The organism is Paraburkholderia phymatum STM815 (genome assembly GCF_000020045.1).
In the GTDB taxonomy this organism is placed as follows: domain Bacteria; phylum Pseudomonadota; class Gammaproteobacteria; order Burkholderiales; family Burkholderiaceae; genus Paraburkholderia; species Paraburkholderia phymatum.
In genome coordinates, this window is record NC_010625.1 from 1485714 (window position 1) to 1502438 (window position 16725).

The following is a 16725-nucleotide window of genomic DNA, read 5'->3' on the forward strand; positions in this document are numbered from 1 at the left end:
TGCATGTTCGACGTATCCGTCGCGTAGCGGATATTGACGGGGTCATAAAGGAGGATCGCGGGACAACCCGCCTTTTGTAACTGCTCCTGCACGCGGTGCAGGCGGTAGTCCCTGACGTCCGAAGCGGTCATCCAATCACTCCATGCGTGTGTCAAAGCTCCAGCACCAGATCGGACGTAGGACGGCTGCAACACAGCAGTCTCAGCCCTTTGACGACTTCCCTGTCACGTATGCCGCCGTTGTGTTGCATGTCGACGCTGCCTTCGAGCAGTTTCGTCTTGCAGGTGCCGCACACGCCCTGGCTGCATGACGAAGGCACGGCCACGCCCGCTTTTTTCGCGGCGGCGAGCACCGTTTCCGTCGCGTTCATCGTGAACGCTCTGCCGGACCGGGACAGCCTGACCGTGTACGTCTGCTGGCTCACGGCGTCCGTAGCCTGTGCGGCCGGCTGCACGGCGCCAGCATCGGCGCCAATGTCGAAACTTTCCTGGTGATAGCGTGCCGGGTCGTGACCGCCTTCGCGAAGTAGCGCCCGCACGGCGCTCATGTAACCCGCAGGCCCACAGGTGTAAACCTCGCGCTCGGCGAAGTCGGGAATCCATCTCGCCAGTAGCGGCAGACTGAGCCGGCCCGTCTCGCCCGTCTCGCCCGTCCACGCGGCCGCGTCGCCAACGCCTTCGCAAATGAAGAACAGGCGAAGACGCGGGGACAGCCGCGCGAGCCGCTTCATTTCATCGCGAAAGATAATATCGGCGGGCGTTCTCGCGCTGTGCACGAACGCGATATCGCGATCGAGACCGAGATCGACGCTTGCACGCGTCATCGACATCAGCGGCGTCACGCCAGACCCCGCCGACAGATACAGCGACTTCGCCGCGCGCGAACCCGTCGGCGTGAAAGCGCCGGAAGGTCCATAGGCGAGCAGCGGGTTTCCCGGCTTCATGTTGTCGTGGAGCCAGTTCGACATCATGCCGCCCGGCACGCGCTTGACCGTGATCGACAGCAGCCAGGGGCGCGTCGGCGGCGACGAGATCGTGTAGCAGCGCTCGACCGCCTGCCCTTTCACGTTCGCCGATACCGTCAAAAACTGCCCCGGCTCGAAGCACACGGGCAGGCCTTCGCCGGTGCGAAACTCGAAGCTCTTCACATCACACGTTTCGTCGATGACACGGCAGCAGGTCAACGTCTGCCGCTCGTTGCTCGGCCACGGCACGCCGCCGCGCTCCCAGAAGGCGGTATCCGCGAACCGGTCCGGTGCATCCAGCATCGCGGCGGCTGTCCGTTCGATGGCATTCATGTCCATGACCTTCTTCAGATGCCGTGGGCGCGCAAACGCGCTGCGTACCAGCGCGAAAACTGATCCACGTAGGTTTCCGTGAACGGCGAGAACGTGCCCGGCGTATAGGCTGGGTCCTGCGTCCCTTCATGCGTGATTTCGACCAGGTGCTTGTCCTGCGTGTTGGTCGCGATCCACACTTCCGTCAGGTCCGGCACCTGATAGTCGACGCCTTCAACGGCATCGGCATGCACGAGCCACTTCGAGCGCACCAGCGTCTTGTCCGGTGCAAGCGGAATGATGTAGCTGATCACCGCATGATCGCTCATCACATGGGTCCATGAGTTATGCGTCCAGAGATGCGTATCGCCGAGATCACGGCGCTGCAGATTGCCGAACAGCCGCCTGCTCGCCACCTGCGTGCTGAGCGTTTGCGACTCGCCGTTGCCCGCAATCACCAGTTGTTGCGTCCTGAACTGCGTGACGGCATCTTCGTCGAGCCATTCGACGGCAGCACTCGTGAAGCCGTCCCGCTCCCAACTCGCCTGACATGCTGCGTTGCGCGCCTTGTAGGCTTCGAGCGCGCGCAGTGATTCTTCACTGAGATTGTCAGGACAAAAGCCAAAGTCCTCGGGTAGAAAAGACGCGGTCAATTCCGGATGCGTGCCCGCGCAGTGATAACACTCGCGGTTATTTTCGATCACGAGTTTCCAGTTACCGTTTTCAATGATTTCCTGCTCGAACGCAATCTTCGTGTTCTGCAGGTCATACGGCGCGAAACGCGGCGTCATCGTTGCTTCGAGCCTCGCGATGTCTGAGGGCGGATCGTCGGCGAGACACACGAAAATATGCGTGCCGATAATCTTCGTATGCACAGGCAGCAGGCTGCGGCACGTGGCATCGAAGTCCTTGCCCATGTGCGATGCGTGCCGCAGGCTGCCGTCGAGATCGTAAGTCCACTGGTGATACGGGCAAACCAGCATGCCGACCGTCGACTTGCCCGGCTCCTTCAGACGTGCGCCGCGATGGCGGCACACGTTCCGGTAGGTGCGGACGTTCTCGTCATCATCACGCACGATGATGATCGACGCGTTGCCGATATCGACGACGCTGACGTCGCCCGGCTCGGGAACATCTGCCGTGACGCCGGCGAGTATCCAGTGCCGGTGAAAGAAGACATCGAGATCGGTCTCGAACACATCCTGGCGCCCGAACAGCTCTCCAGGCATGCCATGACCGGAGCGACGGCTGCGAATCAGGTCGCCATGCGTTTTGCGTTGTACCTCGGACATCGTCTTCTCCAACGTTCAGGGGATGCTGGAACTTCGATTGTTCCCGCGATGAACCCAGTATTGGATTGACGAAAAACTGCGTCAACGCGCTTTATTTTCGGCCTCGCATGACTTTGGATTATGCGAGCGTATCGTTGCGCAGCCAGTCGATCAGACCGTGGATGGCGGGCGTGACAGTCCGCCCATGCGGCACGACGATGAAGTACGCATCGTTGGTTTTGAGCGATGCGACGGGCAGCCTCACCAGTTCCCCCGCATCGACCAGATCGTGGACCAGCCTTCCCCAGCCGAGCGCGATGCCCTGGCCGTAGCGCGCCGCCTGAATTGCGTCCGTGTACAAACTGCAGCGCAGCGCGAAGTTCAGGCGCAGCGCGCGCAGGCCCACGGCGCCGAACCATTCCTCCCACCCCATCCAGCCTTCCGAGGTGGAATCCGATTCGATCAGCGCTTCGTTCGCGACGTCCTGCAACGATGTGGGCATGCCGCGCGATTTCACCCACTCGGGCGAGCACACGGGAAACACCTCTTCGTCGAACAGCAGGCTCGCCGTGCCGTCGCCCCATCTACCGTCGCCGAAGCGCACGGCGACGTCGATCTCCTTATGCCGCAGGTCGGCAGTGAACATCTGCGTGGACAGGCGCAGCTGAAGGTTCGGGTGCGCATGCTTGAGCGATGCAAGACGCGGCAGCAGCCGGAAATGCGAAAACGCCGATGTCGCCGCCAGCACCAGCTCCTGCTGCAGCGGTCCGCTGGCGAGCCGGTCGAACACGCCCGCGATTTTCTGCATCGATTCGGCGACGACCAGATAGAGCGCCTCCCCTTCTTCCGTCAGCTCGATGGAACGATGGAGTCGATGAAAGAGGCGAACACCGAGCGTGTCCTCGAGGAATTTGACCTGCCGGCTGACGGCCGCCTGTGTGACGCCAAGCTCATTCGCCGCCACGGTAAAGCTGCCAAACCGGGCAACCGATTCGAACTCCACTAGCGCCGTCATCGACGGAATGAGCCGGCGGTAGCCTTTCCCTGCAATGGGCGGTTTCATGTCGACGCTCGAGTCCGGTCCTTCATGGTTCCACCTATTCGGCGCTGACCGTCGTCACGGGCACCCATTTGCCGTTCTTCACCTGATACAGCGTCGAGGTCGGATGCTTGAGATCGCCGTATGCGTCGAACTCGATCTTGCCCGTGATGCCGTCGTACTGCGTCGCGCGCAGCGCGGGCATGAACACGTCGGGCTTCGCGGAGTTCGCCTGCCGCATCGCGTGGATCGCCACCCACGCGCAGTCATACGCGAATGGCGCGTAGGTCAGCGTGTCCGCGCCGAAGCGCTTCTTGAACTTCTCAGCGAATGCCTTGCCGCGCGGCAAGGACTCGACGGGCCGTCCATACTCCCACGCCATCGCGCCTTCCGCCGCGCTGCCCGCCACTCTGATGAAGATGCTGTCGGCAATGCCGCCGCTGCCGACGAATTGCGCGCGCATGCCAAGCTGCCTCATGCGCTTGGTCAGCAGCGCCGCCTGATTGTCGAGGCCGCCGAAGTACAGCAGATCGGCGTTGGCGGCCTTGATGTTCGTGAGCTGCGCATTGAATTCGACGGCCTTGTCCTGCGTGTATTCCGCCGCGACAATCTGGCCGCCCGCCGCCACGACCGCCTTCTTGAATTCGTCCACCGCGCCCTGGCCGAACGCCGTGCGGTCGTCCATCACGGCGATGCGCTGCGCCTTCGTCACCGTGACGGCGTACTTGCCCGCGCTGCCGGAGTTCTGCGCATCGGTGGCAATGATGCGGAACACGTTCTTCAGCCCTTGCCGCGTAATGGCGGGATTGGTCGCGGCGGGATCGATCAGCGGAATGCCCGCTTTGGCGAAGATCGGCGACGAGGGCAACGCGACGCCGGAGTTGTAGTAGCCGACCACAGCCACGACGCCGTCGTCGACCAGTTTCTGCGCGACCTGCACGCCCACGCGCGGGTCGCCCTGATCGTCGACGGAATCGAGTTCGAAGGTGACGTCCTGTCCACCCAGCTTGATGTGCTGCGTGTTCGCTTCCTCGACGGCGAGCCGCACGCCGTTCTCGATGTCCTTGCCGTTGGGCGCGCCGAGGCCTGTCAACGGCGCGGATACGCCGATCTTCACGACCTGCTGCGCGAAGCCCGCATGACTGGCCAGCGCCAACGCCAGCGCCGTCAGCGTGGCGATACAAGATCTGCGTGAGATGTGAGACATGATTTCACTCCTGTTGCGAACCTCAGCCCTGCTCGCGAGAGACAACCGTCGAGCCGCTATGCGCGACGACCAGCACCGTGCATCCTTGCGCCGACGACGTGCTATGCCGCGAGCCCGCCGCGTAGCACACCGTTTGTCCGGGAAGGAAATCGGTGCCGTCGTCGTCCGTGAATACGCCATCGAGTATCAGGATCAGTTCCGTCGAGTCGTGCCGGTGCGCCAGCGAGCGCGCACCTGGCTCCAGACGCATCCAGTAGCTGGTCCACGCGCCGCATTCGTCTTCGGCGACGGGAATCCAGAAAAAGCCGGGCAGCGCGGTCTCGCCGATCTTCATCGGCCGCCAGTCGCGTTCGTCGATCGAGTACCAGCGGCGCGGGCCGTTGACGTTCAGCCCGAAGAGCACCATTTCATCGCGTAGCTGTGCGGTGGTCATGTCGTGTGGTTCCTGTCGTGTGGTTCCTGTCGTGAGCGTTGTCTGTACGTTGCGTTGGACCCGTCAGCCTGCAGCCAATGCCGATGCATGGCTTTGCGGACGCGCCACGCGATACGCGACGGGCGATTCGCCGAATTCCTTCCTGAACTCGCGGCCAAGATGCGAAGCGTCGGAAAAGCCGCAAGACGTCGCGATATCCGCGACCGTGCGGTCCGAACTCGTCAGCAGCCACGACGCCATCCGGATGCGGATCTGCCGGCCATACGCATGCGGCGACTTGCCCGTCTCTGCGGCGAACAGACGCTCCAGTTGCCTGACCGACATCTCCAGCCGCTGCGCAAGGTCGGCGAGGCTCAACGGCTGGCCGATGTGCTGCTCCATCAGCAGGATCGCGCGGCGCACCTTCGGATGCGTTGCCGGTTCGAGTCCCGGTGGATGTGGCTGCGGCGCGTTACCCTTTTGTGCGTCGTCGACCAGCATGATGCGCAGCGCCTTCTGCACGATGGTCGCCTCGACATGGCGCAGCAGTATCGCCGCGGCGACATCGATCGACGCGCGTCCGCCCGAACAGGTAATACGCCGCCGGTCGATCACGAACAGCCGGTCCGCAACCAGATTGCGTTCATCGACGCCCGGAAAGCGCTCGACGAAATCCCAATAGTGAAACCAGCTCACGCAGATGCGATAGCCGTCCATCACGTCGGCGCGCATCAACGCGAATACGCCCGTGCAGATGCCAACCAGCGTTGCGGGCGTCGTCGCCGCGTGCTGGATGAACTGGAGCGTGGCGCGACTCGCCGACGGCCCCGAGTGCAACAGGCCGCCCACCACCACGACATAATCGAACTCGCCCGCTTCGTCGAAGGTCGTCCACGGCGCGACCTGAATGCCGCAACTCGCCCTAACGGGCACCAGCGATTCGCCAACGATAGTCCACGAACAGCGCACGGGCCGGCTCATGTCGCCTTCGTCGCTGGCGAGCCTGAGCAGATCGACGAAACCGGAGAACGCCGTCAGCGTGAAGTTCGGCAACAGCACGATGCCAAAGCGCAATGGCCGCGATGTCGCTGAATTGGCCGAAGTGCCCGCTTTGAAATGAAGTGTGTCGCTCGACATGGTGCTGCCTGCATCGATGCTGTGGGACGCGTGCCCGTTCATGCTGTGTGTGCCGAACGCTATTTTTCCGCCTCGTTTTCGACGCCGCGCCACTCGCCCATCATCGCGCCCACTTCTTCGCCGAGCCATTCGCGGAACTGCAGATACTCGGGCCGCAGCTTCGCGTTCTTGTGCGTGATCAGATAGTGGTAGCGGTCGTTGAATTCGAGCGCATCCTGCACGGGCCGCACGAGGCGCCCCTGCTCGACCTGACGATGCACGAGATGATGCCAGCCGAGCAGCGTGCCTTCGCCCGCTTCCGCCTGCGCGACGAGCAGCCGATAGTCGTTGCTCTCCAGATGCTCGTTCTCGACCAGCCGGTCCGAACCGTCGCCCTGCTGGAACCAGTTGCGCCACACGCGCCAGTCGACATGCTCGCAAACCTGCGCGCGCCCCAGCAGCGACAGATTCAAGGTCGGATGCGACAGCAGATCGAGCGGCTTCATCGACCGGGCGTGAAAGTGCCGCTCATGAAACGACGTGCTGCACACGGGATACACGACATCATGAAAGAGCGGCTCGATTTCGTATTCCGGCTCGCGCGGCGGATTCTTCGTGATGATGACGTCGGGCTGCATCAGGTCGTCCAGTTCCATGAAATGCTCGGTCACCATCACGTGCAAACGGATATCCGGAAAACGCTTGCGGAACGACGGCAGCCGGAACGACAGCCACAGAGCCGAGAACGTATGCGACACGCAGATTGTCAGTGCATGACGGTCGGTGCGGCGCACGGCTTCCGCCGCTTCGGCGATATTCATGATAGACAGATACGACGCGTTGTACAGAATGCGTCCGGCGTCCGTGAGCGCAATATGCCGGCCTGTGCGCTCGAACAGCGCCACTTCCAGCGAGTCTTCCAGTTCCTTGATCTGCCGGCTGATGGCAGCCTGCGTGACGCACAGCACTTCCGCGGCCTGCGTGAAGCTTTCGTACCGCGCCGCCGTGACGAAGCAGCGCAGCGCGCGCAGCGAGGGCATCTGTGCGAGCAGGCGGTCGGCGAACATCTGTTTCTTTTGCATGGCTTTCACCTGTGAAGCGGATGCGCAATGCGGCGGTGACGCGCCGGGCTACGGCTGCCGCGCAAAAAATAGTCTGCGATTGTTCGCGGCGGCTGGCAATGGCGGGCAACCCCAGTGCAGTGCGGCATGCGCCCCGTGGCCTGCATCTGACGATTATCCGCCGCTGGCGCGCCCGCTGATCCGCCGCAACACGCGGTCCAGCGCGTCGTGGTACAGCGCATACGCGCCCTGGCGCGACAACGCGTTGTGCAACTGCTCGTTGATGCCGCCCGGCGTCATGCTGTGCGCCAACATCGCTGAAAACGCCTCGGCCGTGCGCGTCGTGTCGTTGGCGAGCCCAACACAATAGCCGGACAAAAACGCCCGCGCGTCGGCATAGTCGAGGCCTTGCTCGACGAGCCACGACGCCTGCGCTTCGAGCACCGCGTAGAAGCTCGCCATCGTCGCCGTCACGGCCGACAGCGCGTCGAACTTCGCTTCGCTATCCACTTCGACGGCTTCGCCGAGCGGCGCGAAGATCGCTCTGGCGACCTCGTCGGCCGGGCAGATCGCCGTGCTGCCCTTGCCCTGCGCAACGGCAGGCAGCGGCACCGTGCGCACGACTTTGCCGCCCGTGCGGGTGAGCGCGCGCAACTGCTCCAGCGAGACGCCCGCCATGAAACTGATCACGTGATGCCGCGCATCGAAGGTGAGCGCGCCCAGCACGTCTTGCGCGATTTGCGGCACCACTGCGAGGCAAACGACGCCTGAGTCGTCCAGCACCGCCTGATTGCTCGCGCAAACGCGGATACGCGCATCGCGCGCGGCCAATGCCGCCGCCGTTTTTTCATTGCGCGGCGACAGCGCAATCCGCTCGAAGGGCACGCCGAGGCTGAGCATGCCGCTCACGACGGCCTGTGTGATCGTGCCCGTGCCGATAAAACCTAGTCGCATGAGTTCTCGCATGAATAGCGCGCAAGCGCGGCGATGAAGCCGCACTTGCGCGTGTGTCGAACAGGCTCAGTCCAGCTTGAGCCAGGTGGTCTTCAGTTCACAATACTGGTCGTGCGCATAGACGGATTTGTCGCGCCCGCCGAAGCCCGATTGCTTGAACCCGCCGAACGGCGTGGACAGATCGCCCTCGCCGAAGCAGTTGACCGTCACGGTGCCCGCGCGAATCCGCGCCGCCACCTTGTGCGCGTGGTTCACGTTGTCGGTCCACAGCGATGCGGCGAGACCGTAGCAGGTGTCGTTGGCGATCCGCACCGCGTCGTCGATATCCGCATATTCGATGAAACAGACCACCGGGCCGAACACTTCGTCGCGCGCGATGCTCATGTCCGGCGTCACGTTGTCGAAGATGGTCGGCTCGACGAACCAGCCGCCGCTATCCGTGCGCGCCGCCTTGCCGCCGCACACCACGCGCGCGCCTTCCGCCTTCGCCTGTTCGATGTGGCCGAGCACCTTGTCGAAATGCTTCTGCTCGATCAGCGAGCCGAGCTTGACGTCGGGGTCGAGCGGATCGCCCGTCTTCCAGCCTTCGAGCACTGCCTGCACTTTTTCCAGCAGGCTCGCCTTCAGCGACGACGGCACCAGGATACGCGAGCCCGCGCTGCAGTTCTCGCCCATGTTCCAGAACGCAGCGGCGACAGCCTGCTCGGCAACGGCATCGAGATTCGCGACATCGGGCAGCACGACTTGCGGATTCTTGCCGCCGCATTCGAGCACCACGCGCTTCAGGTTCGTATCCGCCGAATAGCGCAGGAAGCGCTTGCCCGTTTCCGTCGAACCCGTGAAGGCGACGAGATCGACATCGGCATGACGGCCCAACGCCTGGCCCGCGCTTTCGCCGAAACCCGTCACCACGCTGAACACGCCTGCCGGCACGCCCGCTTGCAGCGCGAGGTCGGCGATGCGCAGCGTCGACAGCGAAGTCTGCTCGGCAGGCTTCACGATCACGCTATTGCCGACCGACAGCGCCGGGCCGATTTTCCATGCGAGCATCAGCGCCGGAAAATTCCACGGCAGCACCGCGCCCACTACGCCGATCGGCTCGCGCGTAATCATGCTGACGACGCCCGCGCCCGACGGCGACAGCGCGTCATAACGCTTGTCGGTGACTTCCGCATGCCAGCGGATGCACGCCGCCGATTCGGGAATGTCCAGCCCGAGACATTCGCTGATCGGCTTGCCCGCTTCGAGCGCTTCGAGCAGCGCCAGTTCTTCCGTGTTGTCTTCGATCAGTTGCGCGAGCCGCAGCAGTACCGCCTTGCGCTGCGCGGGCGCGGCCTTCGACCACACGCCGGATTCGAAAGCCTCGCGTGCGGCCGCGACCGCGCGGTCGATATCCTTCGTATCGCACTTCGCGATATCGGCGAGTACTTTTCCCGTCGAAGGGTTGAGCGTCGCGAAGGTCTCATTCGACGCCGCATTCGCGCGCTCTCCCGCGATAAACGCCCGGCCATCGAGCGACAAGGCTTGCGCTTTCTGCTGCCATTGCTGGTACGTTGTCATGTCCTGTCCTCACAGATTTAAAGCTCGGCCCCTGCCGAAAATTCCTTGACCCAGATGGCTGCCGACACCGCGACGTCGGCAATAGGCCGCACAGGCAGCGAGCGCGGATGCGGTTGGTTCAAAAGCTGGCGCACGAGATCGCTCGATTGACCGAGCGCATATTCGGCTATCAGCTTGCCGGACGCCGAGCCGCGGCTCAGACCCAGACCGTTGCAGCCAACCGCTTCGAACACGCCGTCGGCCCTGCGCCCGAACAGCGCGCCGTTGTTCGCCGACAGGCACAGCGGACCGCCCCACGTGTACTCGAGTTCGACGTCCTTCAGCATCGGGAAGCGCCGGTCGAACGAGCGTCGATGCAGGCTCTTCGCTTTCGCCAGATCGGCTTGCGACACTTCGAGGTTCGGCCGGAACGCAAAGTGATTGCGCACGCAGATGCGGTCGGTCATCAGGCGGCGCACCGTCGAGCCCATCGGGTCGGCAGGAATCAGCGACCATGAACGCGTGCCGCCCAGCCGTTCGACTTCTTCGGGGCGCATCACGCGCGTCATCGAGGCGAACGTGTACACGGGCAGCAGGCCGTTCGGATGGCCGCCGAACGTCGCGGCATAGGCATTCGTGCACAGGATCACGCGTTCGGCGACGATCCGGCCGCCCGCAAAGCTCAGCACCTTCGACAAGCCGTCGTCCTCGATCCGCTTCACTGCGCTGAGTTCGAAAACCTGCACGTTCTCCGGCAAGGTCGCGGCGAGCCCGCGCATCAACGCGGCAGGCTGCACGGTGCTGCAACCGGGCGTGAAGAGCGCGCCCTCGTAGAAGTCCGTGCCCGTTACCTTTGCGATCGCGGCCTGGTCCAGCCACTCGAATGCTTCGTCGATACGTTCGAGTCCTTCCGCGAAGTGCGCAAGCGCCGCGTGTCCCTTTCGATTCACCGACGCATGAAATTTGCCGTCGTCGCGCCAGTCGCAATCGATGCGATGCTGCTTCACGACCGAGCGCACATAGTCGATGCCGTGGCGCTGGAAGCGCACGTCCGCCTTGTCCGCTTCCACGCTGCGCGAATAACTTTCGCTGCTGATGTCGTGCGGCAGATCGACAAAGAAGCCGGAATTGCGGCCAGCCGTCGTGCGCCCGATGCGATCCGCCTCGACCAGCGCGATCGACGCATCCGGCGCAAGCTCGGCGAGCCGCCGGGCCGCGCACAGGCCCGTGATCCCGCCGCCGACCACGACCCAGTCGTAGCGCCGTTCCGACGACACGGCAACGGCAGGCCTGGGCGGCGGCAGGCTTTCCCACCATCCGTTGACGCCATCGGGAGCGGGAAAGCGCGCGAATTCCAGTTTCGAGGCCATGCAGATTTACTGAGCGTTGCGCAACAACGGACGAACGAGCTGGGCAAACTCGCTGCGTTCTGCTTCAGTGAGCGTGCCGAGCGGCGCGCGTGCAGCGCCCACGGGCGTGCCCGCCAGTTCGCAGCCGTAACGCACGTACTGGATGAATTTGCCGCTGCGCTCCAGCAGTTCGAGCACGGGCAACAGTTGCGCCATCAGCTTGCGGCCCGTGGTGAAATCGCCTTGCTTCACGCAGGCGTCGAACAGCGCCGTGTGCGCTTCCGGCAGGAAGTTGGACGCGCCGCCCACCCAGCTTTTCGCGCCCCACACGAAGAATTCCAGCGCCTGATCGTCCATCCCGCAGCTGAGCACCAGGCGGTCCTTGAAGTGCGTCGCGAGATGATGCAGATGCGCAATGTCGCCCGTGCTTTCCTTCATCGCAATGAAATTGGGGCGTTCGAGCAGCGACGACAGCACTTCGTCGCCGATTGCCGTCCCCGTGCGCGCCGGGAAGTTGTACAGCATGACGGGCATGTCGAGGCTGTCGTCGACCTTCAGCAGATGGGTCAGCAGTTCTTCCTGAGTCGGTTGTGCGTAGTACGGCGCAGCGAGCAACAGCGCGTTCAGGCCGGCCCGCTTCGCTTCGTGACCGAGGCGGATCACTTCTTTCGTAGTGGTCGCGTTGATGCCCGCAGTCAGATACGTCTTGCCGCCTGCGGCTTCGGCGACGGTGTTGAAGGTCTGCACGCGTTCATCGAAACTCAACGCGTAGTATTCGCCCGTGGTCCCGCCAATGCCAAGACCCGCGACGCGGCTCGCCAGATTCGCGGCGCGCTTGCCGAGCAGTGCGTGATCGATCTCGCCGTCGGCCTTGAACGGTGTGACGAGCGGTGTGTGGACTCCCTCGAAGCTCATGTCGGTTCTCTCTTGAATGGTTAAGATTGCGGCGCGCTGTAGTGGATGAGATCAGCCGCCCGCGTCATACGAGTGCTTCTGTATGCGAGTAGATGGGGAACTGGTTGCACAGGTCGCGCACGCGGCTGCGCACCGCGCGTTCCACCTGTTCGTCGCCGCCGGGCTCGTGTTCGAGCGCCGACAGCACTTCTAGAATCATCTCGCCGATCTGCTCGAACTGCGCCGTACCGAACCCGCGCGTCGTGCCCGCCGGCGTGCCGAGACGGATGCCCGACGTGACCGTGGGGTTCTCCGTATCGAACGGAATGCCGTTCTTGTTGCAGGTGATGCCCGCCCGCTCCAGCGCCTTCTCGGCCTGCGTGCCCGTCAGGTGCTTCGAGCGCAGATCGACGAGCAGCAGATGGTTGTCGGTTCCGCCCGTCACGAGGCTCAGTCCGCCGGACTTCAACACGTTGCCGAGCGCCTGCGCATTGCGCAGCACCTGGTCGATATAGGCGGTGAACTCGGGACGCAGCGCTTCGCCGAACGCAACGGCCTTGCCCGCTATCACATGCATCAGCGGCCCGCCCTGCAAGCCGGGGAACACCGCCGAGTTGATCTTCTTCGCGATGTCGCCGTTGTTGGTGAGGATGAAGCCGCCGCGCGGGCCGCGCAGCGTCTTGTGCGTGGTGGACGTCACGACGTCCGCGTACTGCACCGGGTTTTCGTGCCGTCCCGCTGCGACGATGCCCGCGATATGTGCCATGTCCACCATCAGCAGCGCGCCGACGCTATCGGCGATGTCGCGGAACGCCGCGAAGTCGAGCGCGCGCGGATAGGCCGAATAGCCGGCGATGATGAGCTTCGGCCGATGTGCTTCGGCAAGGCGGCGCACCTGGTCATAGTCGATGCGGTACGTGTCCGGGCTCACGCCGTATTGCACCGCGTTGAACCACTTGCCGGACAGCGCGGGGCGCGCGCCGTGCGTCAGGTGGCCGCCCGCATCGAGCGACATGCCCATCACCGTGTCGCCGGGTTTGACGAGCGCGAGCATCACCGCGCCGTTCGCCTGCGCACCCGAATGCGGCTGCACGTTGGCGAACTCCGCGTCGAACAGCGCCTTCACGCGGTCGATGGCGAGCGCCTCGACGCGATCCGCATGTTCGCAGCCGCCGTAGTAGCGCTTCGACGGATAGCCTTCCGCGTACTTGTTGGTCAGCACCGTGCCCTGCGCCTCCATCACCGCCGCCGAGACGATGTTTTCGGAAGCTATCAGTTCGATCTGGGTTTGTTGGCGGCGCAATTCCAGCGCGATCTCCGATGCGATGACAGGGTCGCGGCTCTGAAGCGTTTCTGCGAAAAAGCGCGAGTTCTCGTTCACGTGGTCACTCCGGGAAAAAATCGTGAAGCATGTAGTGCGGGACGGCGAATGCCTTTCGATGCGATGCCTGCAATGACGCTTATTGCTGCAACCAGGCCTTCAGCTTTTCCGGGTGCGCATCGACGAATTTCTTCGCGGCGGTTGCATAGTCGTTCGTGCTGTTGCCTTCGAATTCGATCGCTTCGACGTCGGCGAGCGTCAGCTTGAAATGCTTGAAGAACACGTCGGCGCGCGGGAACTTCGTCGCGAACTGCTTCGACGCGAAAGCGTGCACCTGCTCTTCGCCGCCCAGCGTGCCTTTCGGGTCCTTCAGATAACGCATCTGCCACTTCTGGAACAGCCAATGCGGGCTCCACACCGTCGCGACGATCCACTGCTTCGACTGATAGGCGCGCGACACACCGGCGAGCATCCCCGCCTCGCTCGACGATTGCAGGTTGTAGCCGTTCAGGTCATATGCCTTGATGGCCTTTTCGGAGGCCTGCATCAGACCGCCGCCGGGCTCGATGCCCTGGATCGTGCCGTTCAGCTTGCTCTTCACGTCCGGTTTTTCGAGGTCGGAAATGGTTGCGACCTGCGACTCGGGAATGTAGGCGGGCACGGCCCAGCCATTCTTGCCGCCCGTATAGATCACGCCGACATCTTCCATGTCGTTCTTGTATCGCGCGTAGTACGCGCCGTGCGTCACGGGAAGCCAGCCGCCGACCATGATGTCGAGATCGCCGCGCGCCACGCCCTGGTACTGGATGCCGATATCTGCCTGCACGAACTGGACAGGTTGCTTGAGACTGGTTTCGAGCGCGTACTTGGCGACGTTGGCGACGGCGAGCACGTCGGCCCAGTTGGTCACTGCCATCTTGATCGGCTCGGCTGCGAGCGCGTGGCCCGCGCCGGCGCTCATCGCGACGACCGTCGACACAGCCAGCTTCGCAACCAGCGATTTGAACAGATTGGTTTTCATATAGTACTCCTACGCGACTATGAAAATTTTCGAAAATGGAACGACATAGCGATGTGGTGTATTGCTTGACTTCCCGGCTTTACATGATGATGCTCAGGTTCTCGCCGCCGCACTCGGGCCGGCCTTGGCGGCGCGCACCGTGCTGCGCTTCGACTTCTTCGCTTTCACGCCGAAGCTCTCCGTCAGCCGGTCGAGCACGATGGCCAGCAGCACGACGCCAAGCCCGCCTTCGAAACCGATGCCGATATCGAGCCGCTGTATACCGCTCAGCACGTATTCGCCGAGACCGCCCGCGCCGATCATCGAAGCGACTACGACCATCGACAGCGCCATCATGATGGTCTGGTTCACACCCGCCATGATCGACGGCAGCGCATTCGGCAACTGGACTTTCCACAGCAGTTGCGCATCCGTGCTGCCGAACGAGCGGCCTGCCTCCAGCAGTTCTTCGCGCACCTGGCGAATGCCGAGCGTGGTGAGACGCACCACAGGCGGCATCGCGAACACGATGGTGGCGATAACGGCAGGCACCCGGCCCAGCCCGAACAGAATGACGGCGGGGATCAGGTAGACGAATGCAGGCATCGTCTGCATGAAATCGAGCAGTGAGCGCAGCACCATTTCGACGCGTTTGTTGCGTGCGCCCCAGATGCCCAACGGCACGCCGATCACGAGACTGAACACCGTCGCGGCGATCACCAGCGCAAGCGTCGACACCGTCTGCGCCCACAGGCCCATATAGTGAATCGCGAGCAGCGCAAGGCCGACGAAGATCGAGAACACGACACCGCGCCGCCACAGCGCAAAGGCCACGAGAAATACGAGCATCGCAACGAACGGAACGGCGGCGAGTCCGTCTTCCAGCAATTTGATGACAGCGCCCAGTGCGGCCGAAAACGCGTCGAAGCCGCCGCGAAAATGTTGAAAGAGAAAGTTGACGGCGTCTTCCGCAAACTTGCCGATGACTGACGAGTTCATGCTGCTCTCCGTTCCATGACCTGCTTGAGAATCGTCCGGCAGGACACGACGCCGGCGAGCTTGCCGGTGGTATCGGTGACGGGGACGTCGTGTTCCTGACTCAGCGCAATCGTGGCCAGTTGATGCAGATCCGCGTCGAGCGGGACTGCGTTCATGTCCTTCACGAACGCATCGCGGATGGGCTGCGCGCCCGTCTTGTGCAGCGATGCGGGTGTCACGCAGCCCTGATAGCGGCCCGCTTCGTCGCAGACATAGCCGCATTCGACGCCGCTATCGATCAGCTGATTCAGGTAGCGCTCGGAGGGCGCCGCGACGTCGCACGAAATCAGGCCACGCCCGACCGTCGTCATCAGGCTCGACGCCCTCAGGAAGCGCGACACGTCGACGTTGCGGAAGAAGTCGCGCACGTAGGCATCGGCGGGCGACTGGATCAGTTCGGCGGGCGTGCCGACCTGAATCAGACAGCCATCTTTCATGATGCCGATGCGGCCGCCGATCTTGATCGCTTCTTCGATATCGTGAGAGATGAACACGATGGTGCGCTGCTCTTCTTTCTGAAGGCGCAGCAGTTCGTTTTGCATTTCAAAGCGGATCAACGGATCGAGCGCCGAAAACGCTTCGTCCATCAGCAGCACGGAAGGGTTCACGGCGAGCGCGCGGGCAAGACCGACACGCTGCTGCATACCGCCCGACAGTTCGCCCGGCAGCAGCTTTTCATAGGAGCCGAGACCGACGCGCGTCAACGCGGCGCGCGCAATCTCGTAGCGTTGCGCCTTCTTCAGCCCCGCGACTTCGAGTCCGTAGGCAATGTTGTCGAGTACCGTGCGGTTCGGCAGCAGCGCGAACGACTGGAACACCATCGCCATTTTCTTGCGGCGCACTTCGCGCAATTCGAGCGTGGACATCGGCGCGATGTCGCGTTCTTCCAGAATCACCTGGCCCGAAGTCGGTTCGATCAGGCGGTTGAGCAGGCGCACGAGCGTCGATTTGCCGGAACCGGACAGGCCCATCACGACGAAAATCTCGCCCGCCTTCACGCTCAGGCTCACGTCGTTGACGGCGACCATGTTGCCCGTTTGCTCGAAAATCTCGTTGCGTCCGAGGCCTTGCCGGACCAGCTCGGCGGCGCGCTCGGGCTTCGGTCCGAAAATCTTCGACAGGTTCCTGACCGTGAGGATATCGGTCCCGGAGATCGCGACAGGTTTCGCCGCGGCGGCAACATCGTCCGCGCCGATCGCGCCCGGATGAAGCACGCTGTCCGGCGCAAATGTCAGGTTTGGGGTCATT

General features: G+C 63.3%; 15 protein-coding genes. All 15 read right to left on the reverse strand.

Annotation, left to right across the window (positions count from 1 at the left end; translation table 11 throughout):
* Positions 1–151: 151 nt before the first annotated feature.
* Positions 152–1297: a hybrid-cluster NAD(P)-dependent oxidoreductase gene (locus BPHY_RS34110; protein WP_012406026.1), complete on the reverse strand. Its 1146-nt coding sequence runs from the start codon at positions 1295–1297 to the stop codon at positions 152–154.
* 14 nt (positions 1298–1311) lie between these two features.
* Positions 1312–2568 carry an aromatic ring-hydroxylating oxygenase subunit alpha gene (locus tag BPHY_RS34115; RefSeq protein WP_012406027.1) on the reverse strand — a complete coding sequence of 419 codons (1257 nt, stop codon included), beginning with the start codon at positions 2566–2568 and terminating at the stop codon, positions 1312–1314.
* A 118-nt stretch (positions 2569–2686) separates the two neighbouring features.
* Entirely contained in the window at positions 2687–3610 is a 924-nt protein-coding gene (locus tag BPHY_RS34120; protein ID WP_012406028.1) for a LysR substrate-binding domain-containing protein, read from the reverse strand.
* A gap of 34 nt (positions 3611–3644) precedes the next feature.
* Positions 3645–4793, reverse strand: a complete 1149-nt coding sequence (locus BPHY_RS34125) for a branched-chain amino acid ABC transporter substrate-binding protein (protein WP_012406029.1) — start codon at positions 4791–4793, stop codon at positions 3645–3647.
* 22 nt (positions 4794–4815) lie between these two features.
* Positions 4816–5226 (reverse strand): cupin domain-containing protein, encoded by a 411-nt coding sequence (locus BPHY_RS34130; protein ID WP_012406030.1) that lies wholly within the window; start codon positions 5224–5226, stop codon positions 4816–4818.
* Positions 5227–5289: 63 nt separating this feature from the next.
* Complete coding sequence (locus tag BPHY_RS34135; protein WP_012406031.1) at positions 5290–6342, reverse strand: GlxA family transcriptional regulator; 1053 nt, start codon at positions 6340–6342, stop codon at positions 5290–5292.
* A gap of 59 nt (positions 6343–6401) precedes the next feature.
* The gene (locus BPHY_RS34140; RefSeq protein WP_012406032.1) at positions 6402–7403 is read right to left on the reverse strand and encodes a LysR substrate-binding domain-containing protein; all 1002 of its coding nucleotides are present in this window, start codon (positions 7401–7403) and stop codon (positions 6402–6404) included.
* A 153-nt stretch (positions 7404–7556) separates the two neighbouring features.
* Positions 7557–8336 (reverse strand): pyrroline-5-carboxylate reductase, encoded by a 780-nt coding sequence (locus tag BPHY_RS34145; RefSeq protein ID WP_041765806.1) that lies wholly within the window; start codon positions 8334–8336, stop codon positions 7557–7559.
* A gap of 66 nt (positions 8337–8402) precedes the next feature.
* The gene (locus BPHY_RS34150) at positions 8403–9896 is read right to left on the reverse strand and encodes an aldehyde dehydrogenase (RefSeq protein WP_012406034.1); all 1494 of its coding nucleotides are present in this window, start codon (positions 9894–9896) and stop codon (positions 8403–8405) included.
* A 17-nt stretch (positions 9897–9913) separates the two neighbouring features.
* Entirely contained in the window at positions 9914–11245 is a 1332-nt protein-coding gene (locus BPHY_RS34155) for an NAD(P)/FAD-dependent oxidoreductase (protein ID WP_012406035.1), read from the reverse strand.
* 6 nt (positions 11246–11251) lie between these two features.
* Positions 11252–12139, reverse strand: coding sequence for a dihydrodipicolinate synthase family protein (locus BPHY_RS34160; protein WP_012406036.1), 888 nt, complete (start codon positions 12137–12139; stop codon positions 11252–11254).
* Positions 12140–12203: 64 nt separating this feature from the next.
* Positions 12204–13499, reverse strand: a complete 1296-nt coding sequence (gene glyA / locus BPHY_RS34165; protein WP_012406037.1) for a serine hydroxymethyltransferase — start codon at positions 13497–13499, stop codon at positions 12204–12206.
* 79 nt (positions 13500–13578) lie between these two features.
* Positions 13579–14460, reverse strand: a complete 882-nt coding sequence (locus BPHY_RS34170; RefSeq protein ID WP_012406038.1) for a glycine betaine ABC transporter substrate-binding protein — start codon at positions 14458–14460, stop codon at positions 13579–13581.
* Between the two features lie 93 nt (positions 14461–14553).
* On the reverse strand, positions 14554–15438 hold the full coding sequence (locus tag BPHY_RS34175; protein WP_012406039.1) for an ABC transporter permease: 885 nt from the start codon (positions 15436–15438) through the stop codon (positions 14554–14556).
* The gene (locus tag BPHY_RS34180) at positions 15435–16724 is read right to left on the reverse strand and encodes a quaternary amine ABC transporter ATP-binding protein (protein WP_012406040.1); all 1290 of its coding nucleotides are present in this window, start codon (positions 16722–16724) and stop codon (positions 15435–15437) included. Before BPHY_RS34180 ends, BPHY_RS34175 begins: the two co-directional genes overlap by 4 nt.
* Position 16725: the final 1 nt, after the last annotated feature.